This is a genomic window from Vibrio sp. 10N.261.52.C2 (assembly GCF_041471425.1).
Taxonomy (GTDB): Bacteria; Pseudomonadota; Gammaproteobacteria; order Enterobacterales; family Vibrionaceae; genus Vibrio; species Vibrio crassostreae_C.
Genome location: NZ_JBFROH010000058.1, coordinates 13,326 through 30,879, shown reverse-complemented (window position 1 = coordinate 30,879; position 17,554 = coordinate 13,326). Strand labels below are relative to the sequence as shown.

15 protein-coding genes are annotated in these 17,554 nt (G+C 44.6%); 8 read left to right on the top strand and 7 right to left on the bottom strand.

From position 1 onward, the window contains the following. Window positions 1-285: 285 nt before the first annotated feature. Window positions 286-552 (top strand): DUF3081 domain-containing protein, encoded by a 267-nt coding sequence (locus AB4307_RS19270; RefSeq protein ID WP_017068432.1) that lies wholly within the window; start codon window positions 286-288, stop codon window positions 550-552. A gap of 48 nt (window positions 553-600) precedes the next feature. Continuing rightward, on the top strand, window positions 601-1,212 hold the full coding sequence (locus AB4307_RS19265) for a CIA30 family protein (protein WP_372133042.1): 612 nt from the start codon (window positions 601-603) through the stop codon (window positions 1,210-1,212). 113 nt (window positions 1,213-1,325) lie between these two features. Here AB4307_RS19265 and AB4307_RS19260 read toward each other — a convergent pair whose 3' ends face one another. Then, complete coding sequence (locus AB4307_RS19260) at window positions 1,326-2,351, bottom strand: zinc-binding alcohol dehydrogenase family protein (protein WP_102394463.1); 1,026 nt, start codon at window positions 2,349-2,351, stop codon at window positions 1,326-1,328. A 155-nt stretch (window positions 2,352-2,506) separates the two neighbouring features. Continuing rightward, window positions 2,507-3,274 carry a glycine betaine ABC transporter substrate-binding protein gene (locus AB4307_RS19255; RefSeq protein ID WP_372133082.1) on the bottom strand — a complete coding sequence of 256 codons (768 nt, stop codon included), beginning with the start codon at window positions 3,272-3,274 and terminating at the stop codon, window positions 2,507-2,509. A 268-nt stretch (window positions 3,275-3,542) separates the two neighbouring features. Between AB4307_RS19255 and AB4307_RS19250 the strand changes: the two genes are divergently transcribed. Then, on the top strand, window positions 3,543-4,475 hold the full coding sequence (locus AB4307_RS19250; protein ID WP_102428016.1) for a LysR family transcriptional regulator: 933 nt from the start codon (window positions 3,543-3,545) through the stop codon (window positions 4,473-4,475). Between the two features lie 147 nt (window positions 4,476-4,622). On the opposite strand, the gene AB4307_RS19245 is transcribed toward AB4307_RS19250, so the two are convergent. Next, window positions 4,623-5,009, bottom strand: coding sequence for a hypothetical protein (locus AB4307_RS19245; protein ID WP_102333936.1), 387 nt, complete (start codon window positions 5,007-5,009; stop codon window positions 4,623-4,625). 416 nt (window positions 5,010-5,425) lie between these two features. Between AB4307_RS19245 and AB4307_RS19240 the strand changes: the two genes are divergently transcribed. Next, window positions 5,426-6,409 carry a hypothetical protein gene (locus tag AB4307_RS19240; RefSeq protein ID WP_372133039.1) on the top strand — a complete coding sequence of 328 codons (984 nt, stop codon included), beginning with the start codon at window positions 5,426-5,428 and terminating at the stop codon, window positions 6,407-6,409. Between the two features lie 113 nt (window positions 6,410-6,522). Here AB4307_RS19240 and AB4307_RS19235 read toward each other — a convergent pair whose 3' ends face one another. Then, window positions 6,523-7,716 carry a benzoate/H(+) symporter BenE family transporter gene (locus AB4307_RS19235; RefSeq protein ID WP_372133036.1) on the bottom strand — a complete coding sequence of 398 codons (1,194 nt, stop codon included), beginning with the start codon at window positions 7,714-7,716 and terminating at the stop codon, window positions 6,523-6,525. A 97-nt stretch (window positions 7,717-7,813) separates the two neighbouring features. Here AB4307_RS19235 and AB4307_RS19230 point away from each other — a divergent pair, with 97 nt between their 5' ends. Continuing rightward, complete coding sequence (locus AB4307_RS19230) at window positions 7,814-8,380, top strand: helix-turn-helix domain-containing protein (RefSeq protein WP_372133033.1); 567 nt, start codon at window positions 7,814-7,816, stop codon at window positions 8,378-8,380. A gap of 113 nt (window positions 8,381-8,493) precedes the next feature. Here AB4307_RS19230 and AB4307_RS19225 read toward each other — a convergent pair whose 3' ends face one another. Further along, complete coding sequence (locus tag AB4307_RS19225; protein ID WP_372113130.1) at window positions 8,494-9,543, bottom strand: cysteine synthase A; 1,050 nt, start codon at window positions 9,541-9,543, stop codon at window positions 8,494-8,496. 217 nt (window positions 9,544-9,760) lie between these two features. Here AB4307_RS19225 and AB4307_RS19220 point away from each other — a divergent pair, with 217 nt between their 5' ends. Beyond that, on the top strand, window positions 9,761-9,928 hold the full coding sequence (locus AB4307_RS19220) for a hypothetical protein (RefSeq protein ID WP_017062447.1): 168 nt from the start codon (window positions 9,761-9,763) through the stop codon (window positions 9,926-9,928). Window positions 9,929-10,109: 181 nt separating this feature from the next. Here AB4307_RS19220 and AB4307_RS19215 read toward each other — a convergent pair whose 3' ends face one another. Beyond that, on the bottom strand, window positions 10,110-11,303 hold the full coding sequence (locus tag AB4307_RS19215) for an acetate/propionate family kinase (protein WP_104216294.1): 1,194 nt from the start codon (window positions 11,301-11,303) through the stop codon (window positions 10,110-10,112). Window positions 11,304-12,046: 743 nt separating this feature from the next. Continuing rightward, window positions 12,047-14,032, bottom strand: a complete 1,986-nt coding sequence (locus AB4307_RS19210) for a DEAD/DEAH box helicase (RefSeq protein ID WP_017059498.1) — start codon at window positions 14,030-14,032, stop codon at window positions 12,047-12,049. A gap of 393 nt (window positions 14,033-14,425) precedes the next feature. On the opposite strand from AB4307_RS19210, the gene rnb reads away from it, so the two are divergent. Together rnb and AB4307_RS19200 are read left to right on the top strand one after the other, a co-directional pair. Next, complete coding sequence (gene rnb / locus AB4307_RS19205) at window positions 14,426-16,432, top strand: exoribonuclease II (RefSeq protein WP_017059497.1); 2,007 nt, start codon at window positions 14,426-14,428, stop codon at window positions 16,430-16,432. Between the two features lie 173 nt (window positions 16,433-16,605). Then, window positions 16,606-17,436 (top strand): helix-turn-helix domain-containing protein, encoded by an 831-nt coding sequence (locus tag AB4307_RS19200; protein WP_017064362.1) that lies wholly within the window; start codon window positions 16,606-16,608, stop codon window positions 17,434-17,436. Window positions 17,437-17,554: the final 118 nt, after the last annotated feature.

The window sequence follows — 17,554 nt, the reverse complement described above, 5'->3', positions numbered from 1 at the left end:
TCCTATCGACTCTAATTTTAATTAACCACCATAAACGCAAATTAAGCTCGTCTTTATCTTGAGGGTTAACGTTGTTATTCGAGTTTGTTACGCACGCTTCGCTCTGGATTGAACAGATGTATGGAATGATGATGAAATATTAGAAAACAGCGGTTTATCGAGAAGGTAAGACCCTTTCAGTGATCGGGGCACAGAGGTAAGCCGTAAGGATATGAAAGAAAGACGTAGGCAATCTAATCACCAAAGATCAGCCTATTCTCAAAGATGACGCAGCGGGAGTAACAGATGGACAACAGAATCACCATTATTGAATTTCTCAGAGTATTTGAGTTTATTCGCTCTTCCGGTGAGCAACGGGACAACAAATATCTAGTTGGCGAAATGACGGCTTGGCATGATTACGACGGTTACACCTGTTGGCTAAGCTATAAAGACGTCACGGTGACGCTGATGTTTCACGGTTCGCTAAAAATTGAGTACGACAACGCTTCAAATTACTCTGAATTTATTGAGCATTGTATGGGTATGCTTGCCACTGAACCTTCTCCATAAAACGCGAACAGACTAACGGCTAGCGGCTAACGGCTAACGGAGACAATCATGAACGAAACGGCTTCATTGCTTAAGCGAAGACACCCTTTTTGGCTAGTACTCAGCCTCTCCTTGTTATGGTCTCAAGTATCTGTAGCAGGCATAGGTATGATTGATTTTATACAACCGAACGAACACAAGAATTGGACAGCGACCAACGACGATGTAATGGGTGGCATCTCAACGGGCGGGCTCATTTATCTTGATGATATGAGCCGATTTAGGGGCGAGCTATCGTTAGAAAACAATGGTGGTTTCAGTTCTGTAAAGCGCTCCATTGAATCACCAGCCCATGAAATAGATAGCGCAGAGCTAGTTTTCGTTGGTGATGGTCGCACCTACCAACTGAGGCTCACAACATCGAAAGATGGTAATCGAGTTCAATACAAACACGATCTCGTTACGATAAAGGGAGTGCGGCTTAACAAGGTGTTCCACTTCAATGATTTTCAAGCGGTGTTCAGAGGTCGGCTACTGAGCGATGCGCCGGAACTTAAGGCACGAGACATCAAACAAATAGTTTTTTTGATTGCGGACAAACAGCCCTCGCCTTTTGAGCTAGACCTAATACAGCTTCACTTCAGAACATCGAAACCTATCACATCACCAGAAGCTGACTAAACTGAAAACAAACAAAAGCCCCTGAAACCTTTTGACTAGCAATCAGATATCAGGGGCTTCTTCTATTTAAACCGTCAACGACTCAAAACAACGACGGATTAAAACATCAGCAATTAGTATTTGATGGCAGTTTTACCAATCGAGGCACTGCTCTCAATGCGTTGGTGTGCATCTTTGATTGTATCCACACTAAAGCCATTTAGGGTCGTGGTTAGAGTCGTTTTAATACGGCCCGAATCAATCAGATTCGCGGCTTGGAATAGGATGTCTTGCTGCTTCTGGATATCTTCGGTGTTAAACAATGAACGCGTGAACATCAGCTCCCAAACAAAGCCTGCTGATTTTCCTTGCAGCGCTGATAAGTCAATACCACCATCAAATTCAACAATCGAACTGATCATGCCTTGCGGTGCGATCAACTCAACCATCGCATCCCAGTGCCCTTTTGTATCAGCAACATTGAAGATGTAGTCGACATGTTGAATGCCTTGCTCTCGGACAGACTCAACAAGGTTACGGTGGTTCACCACATAGTCCGCTCCCATATCTCTTACCCACTGCTCAGTTTCAGGTCTTGAAGCTGTTGCGATAACATTTAGGTTGGTCAGTTGCTTAGCCAGTTGAATCGTAATTGAACCAACGCCGCCCGCTCCACCAATGATCAGGATAGACTTTTTCTCTTCAGGACGAACACGTAGGCGGTCAAACAACGCTTCCCATGCCGTAAGCGTCGCTAGTGGCATAACGGCTGCAGCTTCATCAGAAAGGCTCTTCGGCGCTTTAGCGGTAATACGGTAGTCCACAGCTTGGTATTCTGCGTTAGCACCCATGCGTGTTACGTCACCCGCATAGTACACACGGTCACCGACTTTGAAGCCTTCAACGTCAGCACCTTTGCCAACAACTTCACCGACGGCGTCATAGCCCAGCACTTTTGGCTGCTCAAGAGTTTTGTCTTTAGCATTACGAATACGAATTTTTGCGTCAGCAGGGTTGATAGAAGTCGCGCTCACTTTTACCAGCAAGTCATTATTTTTTAGTTCTGGCAGACTCGTTTCAAACTCAAATAAACTGTCTTGCTCTGTAATCGCAAGTGATTGAGTAAATCCGATAGCTTTCATTTTTGATGGTAGTGACATTGTGCTTTCTCCTTGAATTAGACGAGTTAATCTTAGTCAATTCTCACTCTAGATAAACCGCCTAATATTTGAATAATTCTCAAATAATTTTTGATAATGGTGTTACCGCTATCTGGGTAATGCAGACATCTAACTGCACTACCACGGCTGAAAGGTTAAATCAGGCCTTTCTCAATCAACCAATCATGTGTCACTTGATCTTGTGTCTTATCTTCACGGCAAACTTTGTAATCCAGCTCTGCGATGATGTCATTCGAGAAGCATAGGGAATCCAACTTCTGAATCTGTTGTTCGCTGAACAGATGCTTCTTGTCGTCTCTTAAAAGAAGCACTGCTCTGTCCACTATTCCGAGTAGGCCTTTTGGCTCTTTGAGCTCACGAATATCGTAACGATAGTGCAAAAACTGAGGTTTCCACAGTGGCACTACCACCCACTCTTTGTTTGCGACTGCACTTTCAAAGGCACTGAAACAATCGTCTTCACTGCCAGGAAAGAACTGGTAGCCGGCATCGCTCAGGCCATAATCTTTCATCATCTGGATAGAGAAGCGTGTGATACCAGCGCCGGGGTTGATGCCTTGAATGGTCGAGTTCATTTTCTCGATCACTTCAGCTTTTAATAAATCAGAGACTTCAGAAACCGCCTCTTCAGGCACATAGTCTGGTACGCCCCACAAAGCATAAGGTTCATAATGAAGCCCAAGCTCGATAAGTGGCTCAACTTCTTCAACGCCCGCTTTGTAGATACCGTGACTTGATGGCAACCACGCAGAAGAAAGCATATCCACTTGGCCTGCTTTCAGCTTTTCAAAGTTCTCCTGATGTGGAGAGAAAATACGCTCTACCTCAAAACCCATGGATTTCAATACATTGGCAACCAATGATGCGGTCGTACGGTGGAACGACAAATCCGTTACACCCATTGTGATTTTCTTAGTCATCTTATCCCCCTAGATCGTAGGCTTCGTCCATACGATGTGTACTGCGCTACGTTGTCGATATGGGGAAATGATAGTGAGAAAATTACTAATGAAAAACAGCCTCATATTTGAATTATTATCAAATTAGTTTTGACAATTAAGTATTTGAAGCTAACTTAGAAGCGATAAGTAGAGATAACCCATTTGCAGATTGTGATGGGGAAATATCCCAACGCCATGTTTAGAACATAATTCAATACAGGTAGATAACATGCTTCTTGAAGATTTACAGGTCATTTTGAAAGTGGCGGAGTTTCGCAGTATCACCGCTGCAGCCACCAACCTTGATATGCGCACTGCCACAGCAAGTGCAGCGGTAAAACGTGTTGAAGCGGCACTAGGTGCGGAGTTATTTGTAAGAACCACGCGCCACCTAAGGCTCTCTTCAGCTGGCGAGCGTTATTTACCGGAATGCGAACAAGCCTTAAAGATGTTGGAGCAAGCGAAGCTCAACATGCGCGAAGAGCTCGGGATTCTTGATGGTGAAATTCGAATTGCGCTTTCATCGGATCTAGGACGCAACCTAATCACACCTTGGTTAGATGAGTTCTTGCTTGAATACCCAAAGGCGACGCTTCGTACTAGCATCAGCGATAGCAATATCGACTTCTACCGAGATTCCGTCGATATGGCGCTGCGTTACGGCTCCCCGACCGATGCCAATATGTATGGTTTTAAGATATGCGATGTGCCGAGGATATTGTGTGCGGCTCCTGACTACTTGGCTGAAATGGGAACACCAAAACACCCGAGTGACTTAGCGCAGCACAATGGTTTGCTTTACCAACTCCATGACATGTTGCAAGACGAGTGGGTGTTTAACGATGGTACTCAAGATCATAAAGTGAAACTAAAAGGAAATCGCGCTTCGAACGACGCAGACCTTGTAAGACGTTGGTGTATCGCGGGTAAAGGAGTGGCAATAAAATCTTGTTTAGACATGTCACCTCATCTGCTTTCAGGCGAAGTGGTTAAAGTTATGCCTGAGTTTAAGCCGACCCCTACCGAGCTGTGGTTAGTGTGTCCAAGTCGTCAATCCATCACCCCGACTGTGCGTCTACTGAGAGATTTATTCAGAGAGAAGACCGCTGAGATCCTTTCGCAACTGAGCAAACAAGGCATCATAGAAAGCACAACATCTTAAGATTGAATGCCGCTTAAAGATAAGAAACAGAGAGACAAAAAAGGCGTTAGCGAACTCAATTCGCTAACGCCTTTCATCATTAGAACATCATAGCTTCATGATGAACCTTAATAAGAGTACTTAGTTTAATACTCTTAATACAAGAGCTTAGTTTGACTCGTCTTCAACATCGCAGTCTGCACAGCACTGAAGAGCAATCTCATGTTCGAAGGTGATGGTGTCTTTACCTTCTTCTACTAGCTCTGCGATTTCGTCTACCACTTCTTTTTCATCATCCGCTTCGATTCCGCTTGCTAGCTCTTCTTCTGAATAACCGAAGAAGTTCAGTAGTAAATACTCACGCGCTTCATCTTTCGTACAAACCACGTCCGCTGAAAGATCAGGAGTGACCTCGCCTTGTGCAAGTGTTGCTGTCACTTGTGCGATAGCATCGTCTTTCATCGCAGGCGTTAACCAACCAAGATCAGTACTTACTGTCGTTTTTTTACAGTCGAAGCAAGGCAGTTGGTGAAAGTAGTATTGAAAGGTAGTCATAGGTAAATTCTTCTTTAAATGTTGTATAGCGAGATTATGCGCGTTTTGTAGCAAAATACTATCTCAATCACAACCTGAAACCGCTTCGTTCTAAGTATTTTTTCAAGCTCCGCGCAAGCTGATGTGATCATCCTATAAAAGCGCTGTTTTGCGCATGCTTACTCAGCTTTACGCTTGTTTACATTTGTACGGGTAATATATGCCTCATCAAATAATAAGCGTGGTACCTCACAATTGCTTTGGCTCTTGCTTAGTTTCGTCGTTCCAGCTATCAGCTATGAGTTCACGGCTTACTTAACTACTTAGCTACTTAGCTCGGATTTGTTTGAAATAGCTTTGTTTTCAATTAATTTACTTGCACTTCGCTTATTTTGAACCACGCTTATTTAAATCAGCCCTTCTCGGATACCCAATCAATGCTCATCACAAAATATCAAGCCCTTGCCCTTTCATCGGTTGCTTTGCTCGCTACAGGCTGCTCACCATCATCAGATACGCCTTCGGTCAGCAACATCAGTGATTACCAAGGCTCAGCGAGTATTACTCAGGGTGTGGCGACCACCGTTGAATCGAATCTCTTTGAGTGTGCAAACGGACGTAGCCGAGTGGCGGGCGTCGGGGAAATTACGGACTCCGAAGGAAAGGTTTGGACGGTTCCAGCCAAGAACAACTTTGCGACAGGGCCAAAAGCCTTTGATCTTTATGAAGAGTGCTCAAACACCACGCCAAGTAGCCTAGCCGAAGTCGATCAAAGCTCTGTACCTGTAGCGATAGTGGATCAAGACGGTGAGGAAATAACAGGTTATATTTTTGCCGATAACTATTTCGAACTTTATATCAACGGCAAGTTAATCGCGGTAGATACCGTTCCTTTCACACCGTTTAACTCAAACATCGTAAAATTTAAGGTGAAGAAGCCTTACACGATTGCCGTGAAAGTGATTGATTGGGAAGAAAACCTAGGTCTTGGCAGCGAAGATAACCGCGGAAAGGCATACCACGCTGGTGATGGTGGCTTTATCGCGAGCTTTAGTGACGGAACCGTGACAGGACCAGAATGGCAAGCACAAACCTTTTATACCTCACCGATTTATGACCTGACTTGTTTGAGTGAAGTGGACGGGAAGCGTCTTTCTGAAAGCTGCACCACGGAAGGAACTGACCAAGGTCAAGATGCCTACGCCGCTCATTGGGAAACACCAACCAACTGGATGAACCAAGAGTTCGATTCAACATCTTGGCCTCAAGCATCGGTATATTCAGAAGACGATATTGGCGTGAACAATAAAAAAGCGTACATGAACTTTATCGAAAAATTCAGTGGTGCTGGCGCAAGCTTTATCTGGTCGACAAATGTCGTTCTCGATAATGAAGTGCTACTGAGATACGAAGTTAAGTAGCTTTATTCCTTTGTAAGCAAGCCCAGTCACGAGTATGACTGGGCTTACTACTCAAACAGCTTGCTGATGTTTCTAATTCACAGCGAACCTGATCCTAATCTTGGGTCGTTTGATTACGACGAAGTTTGCGAAGCCTTGTTTGCTCCACGTGACTTAGCTTTGTAATTGTGCAACCAGCAACAAAACAACCCGATGCACAACCCCCAAAATGCACTGCCGATCCCCAGTAGATTGGTGCCAGAAGCAGTGAATAAGAAAGTAAGCAGTGCAGGCTCTCGATAGTGGTTGTCTGCCATCGAAACAGCTAAACAATTCATCAAGGTCGGCATCACCGCTAAGCCAGCAACCGCAATGACAATCTCGGAGGGCACAGCGCTAAACAGCGACACAAATGACATACCCATCACGCCAGCTAACAAGTAAAACCCGCCCATACAGATCCCCGCCATGTAACGTGTCTTTGGATTACTATCCGCATTCGGGCCCATACAAATAGCGCCCGTAATCGCTGCAAGGTTATACGCAAAACCGCCAAATGGTGCGAAGATCAAACCTGTCACCCCAGTGGTAGTAATGATCTTCGATGAATCGACTTGGTATCCGTTCGCTTTTAGAACCGCAAATCCCGGTAAGTTCTGTGAAGCCATCGTCACTATAAACAATGGGATACCGACACTGAACAACGAAAAGAACTCAAAATCGGGCGTAATGAACACCGGGGTCGTTAATCCCATAGTTACCTGACTAACATCGAGTTTGCCAAAACCCACACACATGACCAGTGCGATGATGAAAATGCTTGGGATCAGTAAATTTCCTAACCGCGCTTTCGCCAGAATAAATACAGCGAGCATGACCGCTACGACTTGTGCCTCTTCCATTAGCGACGTGAACAAACCCAAACCGAATTGCAATAGAATCCCCGCGAGCATCGCAGAGGCAATCGATGTTGGGATCTGTTTTAGGACTTTCTCAAATATCCCCGCTAATCCAACTAACGTGATCAACATCGAACTGAACAAAAACACGGCTACAGCCTGATTCATTGTCAGCCCTTCAAGCGATGTGATTAACAACGCCGCTCCAGGCGTCGACCACGCTGTAACCACAGGCTTCTTGTAATGAAACGAGAGCAGTATTGTGGTTACGCCCATGCCAATTCCCAACGCCCAAAACCATGACGCCACTTGTTCTTCGGTTGCTCCAGCACTCATTGCCGCTTGGAAAATAATCGCCGCAGCGCTCGCATAACCAATGAAAACAGCGATAAAGCCGGTACTGACGTGAGAAAATTTTAGCTTAGTCATGTTAATCTCTTCTTGCGTGCGTTATAACGTCCATAGACCAAACCTAGCACTGTGCGCTATAACGCACAACTTATTTGTAAAAACTTTTAGAGAAAATATGCAAACAGAAATTAAAGTTGGTGTTAATTTGAAACGCCTTCGCCAACAAAAAGGCTGGAGCTTAGACAAAACAGCGAAAGAAACTGGCGTAAGCAAAGCAATGCTAGGACAAATTGAACGTGGAGAATCCAGCCCGACAGTCGCTAAGCTCTGGCAAATAGCTTCTGGGTTCGAGGTGTCACTTTCAAGCTTTATCACTGCTAGCCCAAACAGTGAACTGACGAGTTTATTCAGAGACGCAAACGAACTAAGACATGAGGAATACAACATTGGCTTTTTCGTCAGTTTGTTGTTTCCTTTTGAGGAAGCACTAGGATTTGAAATATTCGAACTCACCCTAGCACCCGATTACCAGCATGAATCCGCCCCACATAACGCAGGCGTCACTGAGCACATCTTATGCATTTCAGGAGAGATGGCCGTGATGTTTGATGATGAGTGGCATACGTTACGCGCAGGACAAGCTGTTCGCTTTAATGCTAACCAGACCCATGCCTACAAAAATATCGGTGAAGGAAACGCCGTATTTCATAATGTGATTCACTACTCTAATAACAAGCAATAGTGCCGGTTCTGGCGCTAACAGATGTTTAGCTCTAACCGGATGCTTAACGCTAACGGATATTCAGCGCTAACGAAAGAGCTGGCAGACCACTGGCCAGTATTCACTTAGAACGACTATACGTTGACGACCATGCTGCCATCTTCTGCTTGATAACGCGCCCATAGTTGAGAAAGGTTTTCTTTATTAAGCTGTATCTCTTTTTCTTTCAGAAACGCTTCGTTGTGCAGCTTCGAATACGAGCGCTCAGCAAGGTCACAGCTGAATGTAACGATGGTTTTCCCTTTCCCCATTCTAGCCGCAGCGTATAGCGCGCCTGCTACGTTTAACGACGAACTGCTTCCTAGAAGAATACCGTCATGTTCCGCAACAAGGCGGGATATCGTCACCAAATCCTGATCGGGAAGCGTGATTGCACGATTGATTTTTGCCTGCCTGAAATTTTCAACCGTTCGCATGATCCCTATGCCTTCCGTGAACGAACTTCCCGTTGATTGATAGTGTCCATTACGTAGAAACGAATAAATGCCGGACCCATTTGGGTCAACTAACCAAGTTTCGAGATTGGGTTGCTGCTCAGATAGATAGTGTGAGTTTCCGGCAATGGTTCCACCCGTCCCCACCACTGAAACTAGAGCATCAATATTCCCCTGTGTTTGCTGCCAGATCTCAGGTCCAGTATTTAAATAGTGCGCTCGATAATTACTGAGATTTTCAAACTGATCTGCCCACCAATAACTCTCATTTTCGACACCAATCCGCTTAGCCGTGTGGTAAAAATGTTCAGGGTTTGCAAAAGGACAAGGGTCGACCAATAACAGTTCAGCATTATAAAGCGAGATCATGCGCTCTTTCTCTTGTGCCTGCCCTTTTGGCATCACCACCAACATTTTGTAACCAAGGGATTTAGCGACCAGAGCAAGTCCTATTCCCGTATTACCAGCAGTACCTTCAACGATTGTCATTCCCGGCTTAAGCTTACCGGCTTCTATTGCATCCATAACCAACTGAAGTGCCGCTCTATCTTTAATCGAACCACCCGGGTTCTGGTGTTCGCACTTAATAAGAATCTCACAACCTGATATCTCTGAAAGACTGTTGATTCTAACAAGATCGGTATCGCCAATCAGTTCACTGAGATTGTTTGCAATATGGGCAGATGACATCGCGACTCCATTTATTTGTTGAGGATAAGTTTGTTCATCGATTGGGTTGTCGATGATCATAAGCGTAGCTCTGGGGTCTGCTTAGTCAAGAAGTGCCGGAATTGAAAAGACTCTCATTTTCCAAATAGCAATTATAATTAGGGGTGACCGATTAGATTGAGGGCAAAAAAATGTTTCTAAAAGAGAAAAAACCGGTGACCTCGTTGATGTAACTGAAATGACCAAATTAACCAACTTATTTCAAGACAGTATCGAAGGTCGGTTTCAAGCAGGCGAAGAACAGCAAGACCCTGAGATGTTTAAAAAGTCCGAACTGATGTTTATGTCAGGGGAAGAGTTACCTCGATGCTGGACAGATCCAAACTACCGCTCAGGGACTAAATAACCTTAGCGCTTCCAGATCACCCGATGAGTCGCAATTTAAGCTCTGTTCTAAAACTGTTTCACGATCGCCTTGTAGGCTATCCCCCTGTTAAAACATTCAGACGCATCTTTACTAGACACAAAAAGCGAGCCACTTGGGCTCGCTTTTGATTGTCTTTTTCTTGCTTAGACTTCAGTTCAGATTACAGAAGTTCTACCGACTGTTGAGCAATCACGAATTCTTCGTTGGTTGGGATAACCATTGCTAATGCGTTTAGCATTTCAGACTTACCGATGATGCCTTCAGCACCAAAGCGAGCAGATTCGTTACCTGCTACATCTTCAACGAAACCTAGAATCTTAAGGTTGTTTAGGATTTCACGACGAATTGGTAGAGAGTTCTCACCGATACCACCAGTGAAGATGATGCCGTCTAAAGAATCTAGCGTTGCAAGGTAAGAAGCAATGTATTTTGATACGCGGTAAGTAAACACCTCAAACGCAAGCTTAGCGCCTTCATGGCCCTCTTCCATTGCTTCTAAGATGCCACGAGCATCGCTCGTAAGACCAGACACGCCAAGGAAGCCAGACTCCTTGTTTAGAGAGTTAAATACTTGCTCTTGTGACCAGCCTTTCTTAAGTAGGTATTCGATGATGCCTGGGTCTAGGTCACCACAACGTGTGCCCATCATTAGGCCTGAAAGTGGTGTGAAGCCCATAGAAGTATCAACACTGTTACCATCTTTAATAGCACATACAGATGCGCCGTTACCTAGGTGAACAGAGATGAAGCTCGATTTTTCGATTGGCTTGTTAACCATCTTCGCAGCTTCACGGCTAACGAAGTAGTGGCTAGTGCCGTGGAAACCGTAGCGACGTACGCCGAAGTCTGTGTATAGCTCTTTTGCGATTGCACCAGTGAATGCACGTTGAGGCATTGTTTGGTGGAAAGCAGTATCAAATACAGCGAACTGAGGTAGAGAAGGGAAAGCTTCAATTGCAGCACGGATACCGATAGCACCTGCTGGGTTATGAAGTGGAGCTAGGTCAGATAGGCTTTCAATTTCGTTCGTTACTTCTTCAGTAATGCGAACCGTTTGAGTGAACTTCTCACCGCCGTGAACGATACGGTGACCGATAGCCACGATATCAGCCGTGAAGCCTAGGTCTTCCATCAGGCCAACCAATTTGCCAATGGCAATTTTGTGGTGGTTATCTTCACCTTGAATGGCAATTTCAGTTTTCTCGCCTTGGAATTTCCAGCTCATACGAGCATCTTCAAGACCAAAACACTCCCCTAGGCCACTTAATACTGCTTCACCAGAAACAGAATCGATTACAGCAAATTTTAGGGATGAACTACCCGAGTTAATAACCAGAACAAACGAATTAGACATTGGATATGGATCCTGTTTCAGTACGAATTGGATGAAGTGTTTACTTCAATTTTAGTTAAGTCCATTATTCAATAATTTTTGAATCTTTCAACTTTTGTTTTGAAAAAATCACTAAATGAACACAATTAAGTTGATCTTGGTCATTAAATTATTTATTTCGAGAGCGGAATTAAAAAATAGTTGAATAAGAAAATTAATGAACAGGTGACGCAAACGAGTGCTCACGTTATTTTTAACTTGATTCAGTTAATTAAAGCGACTCGAACAAATGCAGGTGATCCGCTTGAAAAACAACCACCCTTTCCTTTCGTCTGCTTATCATTACCGATAACTTTTTGCTCGATTTCTCAATTGCTCAGTGTTTGCATCAAAAAGCTCACTGAAGTTGAGAATAGTGATCTGATCTTATTTTGATTGCCTTCGAGCACAACTCTACGAATAGATGCACTGTAACGACGCTTAGATAGCCTTCACTCTTTGTTTCAGCATCTTGTAGCACGTTCTTTTGGTATAGGCTTAGAACGCGATACAGCTAAGTTTTGGCACTAACATTCGTTCTAGGCGCGATGCTTAGTTTCATGGACGAAGCATAGTTTCAGGAACGAAGCTTGATTAAAGTAAGTTAGCTACGAATATCGAGCCAACCAAAGCTTAAGTTCAAATAGCAGGCACAAAAAAGCCGAGCATTACGCTCGGCTTTTAAATTCAGTGTCTAGACCTAAAGCGTCTAAGCGACAGGTTGATTAACCTTCGTTGCGCTCTGGACGACGACCACGGTTACCACCGCCATTGCCGTTACCATGGCCACGTTCGCCACGGAAGTTACCACGGTGATCGCCACCACGGTTACGGTCGAAACGACGTTCGCCATCACGTCCGCCAGCAGAGTTACCATCGCGAGCACCATCACGGTTGCCACGGTATCCACCACGACCGCCTTCACGGTTACCACCTTCGCGGTTGCCGCCTTCACGGTTACCACGGTAGCCGCCACCATCACGACCGCCACGGTTGCCACCACGGTTGCCATCACGACCGCCGCCGCCACGACGAGGCTCACGGAAGTCATTGAAATCAACAACTACAGCGCCAGCTTCTTTTTGACGAATGCGAAGTTTGCTTAGCTTACCAGCAGTTTCAGAGTTCATTGCTTTTGGCAGTTGAACGTAAGTAGAACCTTGGTCTAGCTTGATAGCACCGATAGAACCTTTAGTTAGGCCAAGTTCGTTTGCTAGTGCGCCAACGATGTCTTTAACCTGAACGCCTTGCTCACGGCCAACTTGTAGTTGGTAAGTATCCCAATCTTGAGTATTGAAGTTGCGACCACCACCGTCACGGCCGTTGTCACGATCTTCACGACGCTCTTTGCGACGGTTCTTATCACGCTCAATAGCAGCGATCATTGGGTCTTCGCCAACGTAGAATAGTGGGCTCTTACCTTGCTGACGCTTAAGAAGCATTGCAGCTAGAGTAGCAGCATCAACTTCTAGAGACTCTTGAAGAGTAGAGATAAGACCTGCAAAGTTTTCTAGTGCTTTGCTTTCTTTCTCAGTTTCAAGTTCAGCGCCAAGCTTAGCAACACGTGCAGCAGCAACTTGGTCACGTAGAGGAAGTTGGATTTCTTCCATTTGAGACTTAGTTACACGCTCGATTGTGCGAAGCATGCGAATTTGGTTAGTGCGAACTAGTAGGATCGCTTTACCTTTACGTCCAGCACGGCCAGTACGACCAATACGGTGGATGTAAGATTCAACATCGAATGGGATGTCGTAGTTGAATACGTGAGTGATACGTGGAACATCAAGACCACGAGCTACAACGTCAGTTGCAACTAGGATGTCGATAACACCTTGTTTGATGTGATCAACAGTACGCTCACGTAGAGACTGAGGAATATCACCGTGCAGTGCAGCAGCTTTGAAGCCACGTGCAGATAGCCAATCAGCTAGACGCTCAGTGTCTTGACGAGTACGTACGAATACGATTGACGCGTCAGTTTCTTCGGTTTCTAGAAGACGAGACATTGCTTCGTCTTTTTCTACGCCTTTAACAACCCAGAAGTTCTGCGCTACTTTATCAACTGTGTGGTTAGTACCAGCAACGTCAACTTTAGCCGGGTTACGTAGGTAACGGTCAACAATAGTCTTAACCATTGGAGGCATAGTTGCAGAGAAAAGTACACGTTGTGCAGATTCTGGAGCTTGCTCTAGGATCCAAGTAACGTCATCTACGAAGCCCATTTTCAGCATTTCATCTGCTTCATCAAGAACAAATGTGTGTGCTTCATCTAGGTGTAGACGGTCACGAGTTAGTAAGTCTTTAACACGACCTGGAGTACCAACAACAATGTGAGCACCGCGGCTTAGAGCACGCATTTGGTCAACAATTGAAGCACCACCGTAGATTTCAATAACTTTAAGACCTTTGATATCACGGCCAAGGTTTTTGATTTCCGCAGCAACTTGAATCGCTAGCTCACGAGTAGGAGCCATGATGATTGCTTGTGGTTTGTGTTGGTTCAGGTTGATTTTGTTAAGTAAAGGCAGAGAGAATGCTGCTGTTTTACCAGTACCAGTCTGTGCTTTACCTAGTGCGTCACGGCCTTCAAGAAGAAGAGGAATAGCTGCTGCTTGGATTGGAGTCGGAGAAACGAAACCCATGCTATCAAGAGCTGAAAGAATGTTATCGTTTAGGGCTAATTCATTAAATTGAATTACAGATTCGGACATTGGGATCCCACTATATATAAGTAAACAAAAGGTCCCGGGAGCTCTATCAATTCCAATACTGATCCAATCAGATACTGATTCCATTCAGAGTTACGAAGCAGTAATAAAACACTTCAAGCCATTAGGGACGTCTAAGGGAGGCGGATTATTCCCTAAATGCATAAAAAAATCCAGAAAAAATTGAAATACATCACATATTTTTCGCTTTTACATCAATACTGGTTATCATATCGTCAAAACTTGATGAATATCTCGTCACAGCACCCATCTCCTAGCAAATTGACCTAGTTAAATAAGAGGGCAATTAATTAACGCTCACTTCGCCTTTAAGTAGTAATCAAGCCTCGCAATGATTATAGTGTGCTCAATTGTCCTCGATAGATAAAAGTCAAAATGTTTCAAGATAATCCTCTACTCGCTCAGCTCAAGCAGCAAATCCAAGAAACCCTCCCTAAAAAGGAAGGTACCATCAAAGCCACTGAAAAAGGTTTTGGTTTTCTCGAAGTTGATAGCAAAACAAGCTTCTTTATCCCGCCTCCGTACATGAAGAAATGTGTGCACGGTGACAAGGTGATTGCCATCATTCGCACAGAGAAAGAGCGCGAAGTAGCAGAGCCTGAGGAATTGGTTGAACAAGGTCTTACTCGCTTTATTGCACGAGTTAAGCTTTTCAAAGGCCGATTGAACGTTGTTCCTGATCACCCGCAGCTCAAAAAACTGCAACTTAAAGCGAAAGCAATGAAGGGTCTAAACCCTGAAACGCTTAAAGAAGGTGACTGGGTTGTTGCTCATATCGTTCAACACCCATTAAAAGGTGACAACGGATTCTTGGCTCAGATCTCTGAGAAAATCACAGACGCTGACGACAAGATTGCACCTTGGTGGGTAACGCTGGCACAAAACGATCTACCAAACAGTGAGCCTGAAGGCATCGACAACTGGCTAATCAACGATGACGCCGATCTTGAACGTGTAGACATGACGCACGTCCCTTTTGTGACTATCGATGGCGAAAGCACAAAAGATATGGATGACGCGCTTTACGCGAAGAAGAAAGAGAACGGTGATTTTGAACTGACTATCGCAATTGCTGATCCAACGGCTTACATCTCTCCAGATGATGCGATGGATAAAGTGGCACGCGAGCGCGGTTTCACTATCTACCTTCCTGGTCGCAACATCCCAATGTTGCCTCGTGATCTTGCTGACAACCTATGTTCACTGATCGAGAACGAAGTTCGTCCTGCACTTTGCTGCACAGTAACGGTATCTAAAGATGGCGTTATCGGTGATGACATTAACTTCTTCGCTGCAAACATCAAATCTCATGCTCGTCTTGCTTACGACAACGTATCAGACTGGCTAGAAACAGGTGCATCAGAGAAATGGCAACCATCAGAAGAGATTGCTGCAATTGTTTCTGATCTTCACCAATTTGCTCAAGCACGTTCAGCATGGCGCTCAGCAAACGCTGTTGTGTTCCCAGATCGCCCTGACTACCGCTTTGAACTGAGCGAAGATAACGATGTTGTCGCTATCCACGCTGACATGCGTCGTAGCGCAAACAAGCTGGTTGAAGAATCAATGATCAGCGCGAACATCTGTGCGGGCCGAGTACTAAAAGAGAGCTTCAACCAAGGTGTGTTTAACTGCCATTCTGGTTTCAAGGCTGAGAAAATCTCCGACGTTCTTGAACTGGTAAACCCGCAAGCGGAAACGCCGTTCACTGAAGAGCAAATCATTTCTCTAGAAGGTTTTGCTACTCTACGTCGTTGGTTAGGTTCTTTAGATAACAGCTACTACGACAACCGTATTCGTAAATTCCAAGCGTATAGCGAGATCAGCAATGAGCCTGCACCGCACTACGCGATGGGATTAGATATTTACGCAACTTGGACTTCTCCAATTCGTAAATATGGCGACATGATTAACCACCGTATGCTTAAAGCACACATCTTAGGTAAAGCGCCAATTCAAACACCAGATGAAACTATCGGTGATGAACTTGCCCTGCACCGCCGTCACCACGGCATGGCTGAGCGTAATGTTGGCGATTGGTTGTATGCTCGCACTCTAGCCAATGCTCCAGCAGAAGAAACTCGTTTCCAAGCTGAGATTTTCGATATTAACCGTGCAGGTATGCGTGTACGTTTACTTGAAAATGGTGCTGCTGCATTTATCCCTGGATCTCTCATTCTTAATAATAAAGAAAGAATAGAGTGCAACGGTGATATGGGTACTGTATCTATCGATAAAGAAATGGTATACAAACTGGGAGACGTTTTAGAAGTAGTTCTCTCTGAAGTTAATCAGGAAAACCGTAACTTAGTAGCAAAACCTACTCAAGTATTTGCGGACTTGCCTAGCGAGCCTGAAACGACAAACGAAACCGAAGCTTAAAGGCTTTAACAGCTACAGCTTTCAAGGTCAAAGCTATCAAGGTCAAAAGCTTCAAAGGTTCACTTCTAAAGGCGCTAATTATTAGCGCCTTTTTTGTAAATGTCTCATGCTTAAACAATACTTAAAAAAAACAATCAATAAGCAATCAATTTACAACGTCAAAGAAGCTCACTATGTCATCAATCACAGTTACTCAGTTCAGAAACTTCATTCCCAGGAGACGAGAACGTTATCCTGCCTCTAAAAACGGTATCTTTATAGTGTCGAAAGGCAGCATTTCTTTTGTGTTGCCCAATGGTACTCAAGCCTCGTTGCAAGCGGGAGATTTCACCCTTTACAATTCTGGTCAGATTAAAGACATCACGGTTAACACTGAAAATGGCGAATTCAGCGCAACCTGCTTAGATTTTGATTTGGCTATCTTTCAAAAGTTCATTAATCAGTTCAGCGATTTAGAGTCCGCTCGAATCCCAGACAAGTACATTAAGTTCAATCAAACGGATACTGAGCTCTGTCAGTTGAAAGATCTCATCATGTCACTGGCCAACTCTTCTTCTCAGAATGACTACGCACTCACTCAATTAGGCTTAAGTTTGCTGTCTTTGATGGTGGAACAGTACCCAGCTCTATTGGCTATTATTGCTCGAGCTTCAAGGTTAACCGTGACCCAAAGAGTCATTCATTACATCGAGCAAAACATTGAAAACAATATCTCTTTGGATACGCTCGCCAGTTACATGGGAATGTCACCGGCTACACTTAAACGTCGCTTATCGGCTGAAGATCTGTCGTTCTCAAACTTATTAAAGATAAAACGTATTGCTCATGCAGCCACTCAGCTAAGAACATCGGATAAGTCGATCACTCAAATCGCGTATGAGTCAGGCTTTAAAAGTGCCGCTCACTTCAGCACGGCCTTTAAAACGTATCACGGAAAAACACCAAAAGACTTCCGATCGCTAGTGGCACAAGCACAACTGCAGAGCGTAAAGCCGCAAGTTTAAAGAAACAAAGCGATAGATTGATGTGGACGTCTTAGTTGGGAACTGGTGTAAACCAAGTGGCTTCAATATTAAGCCACTTGGGTGTGGGATGAGATGATTTGGCTTTGGGATTCAGTGG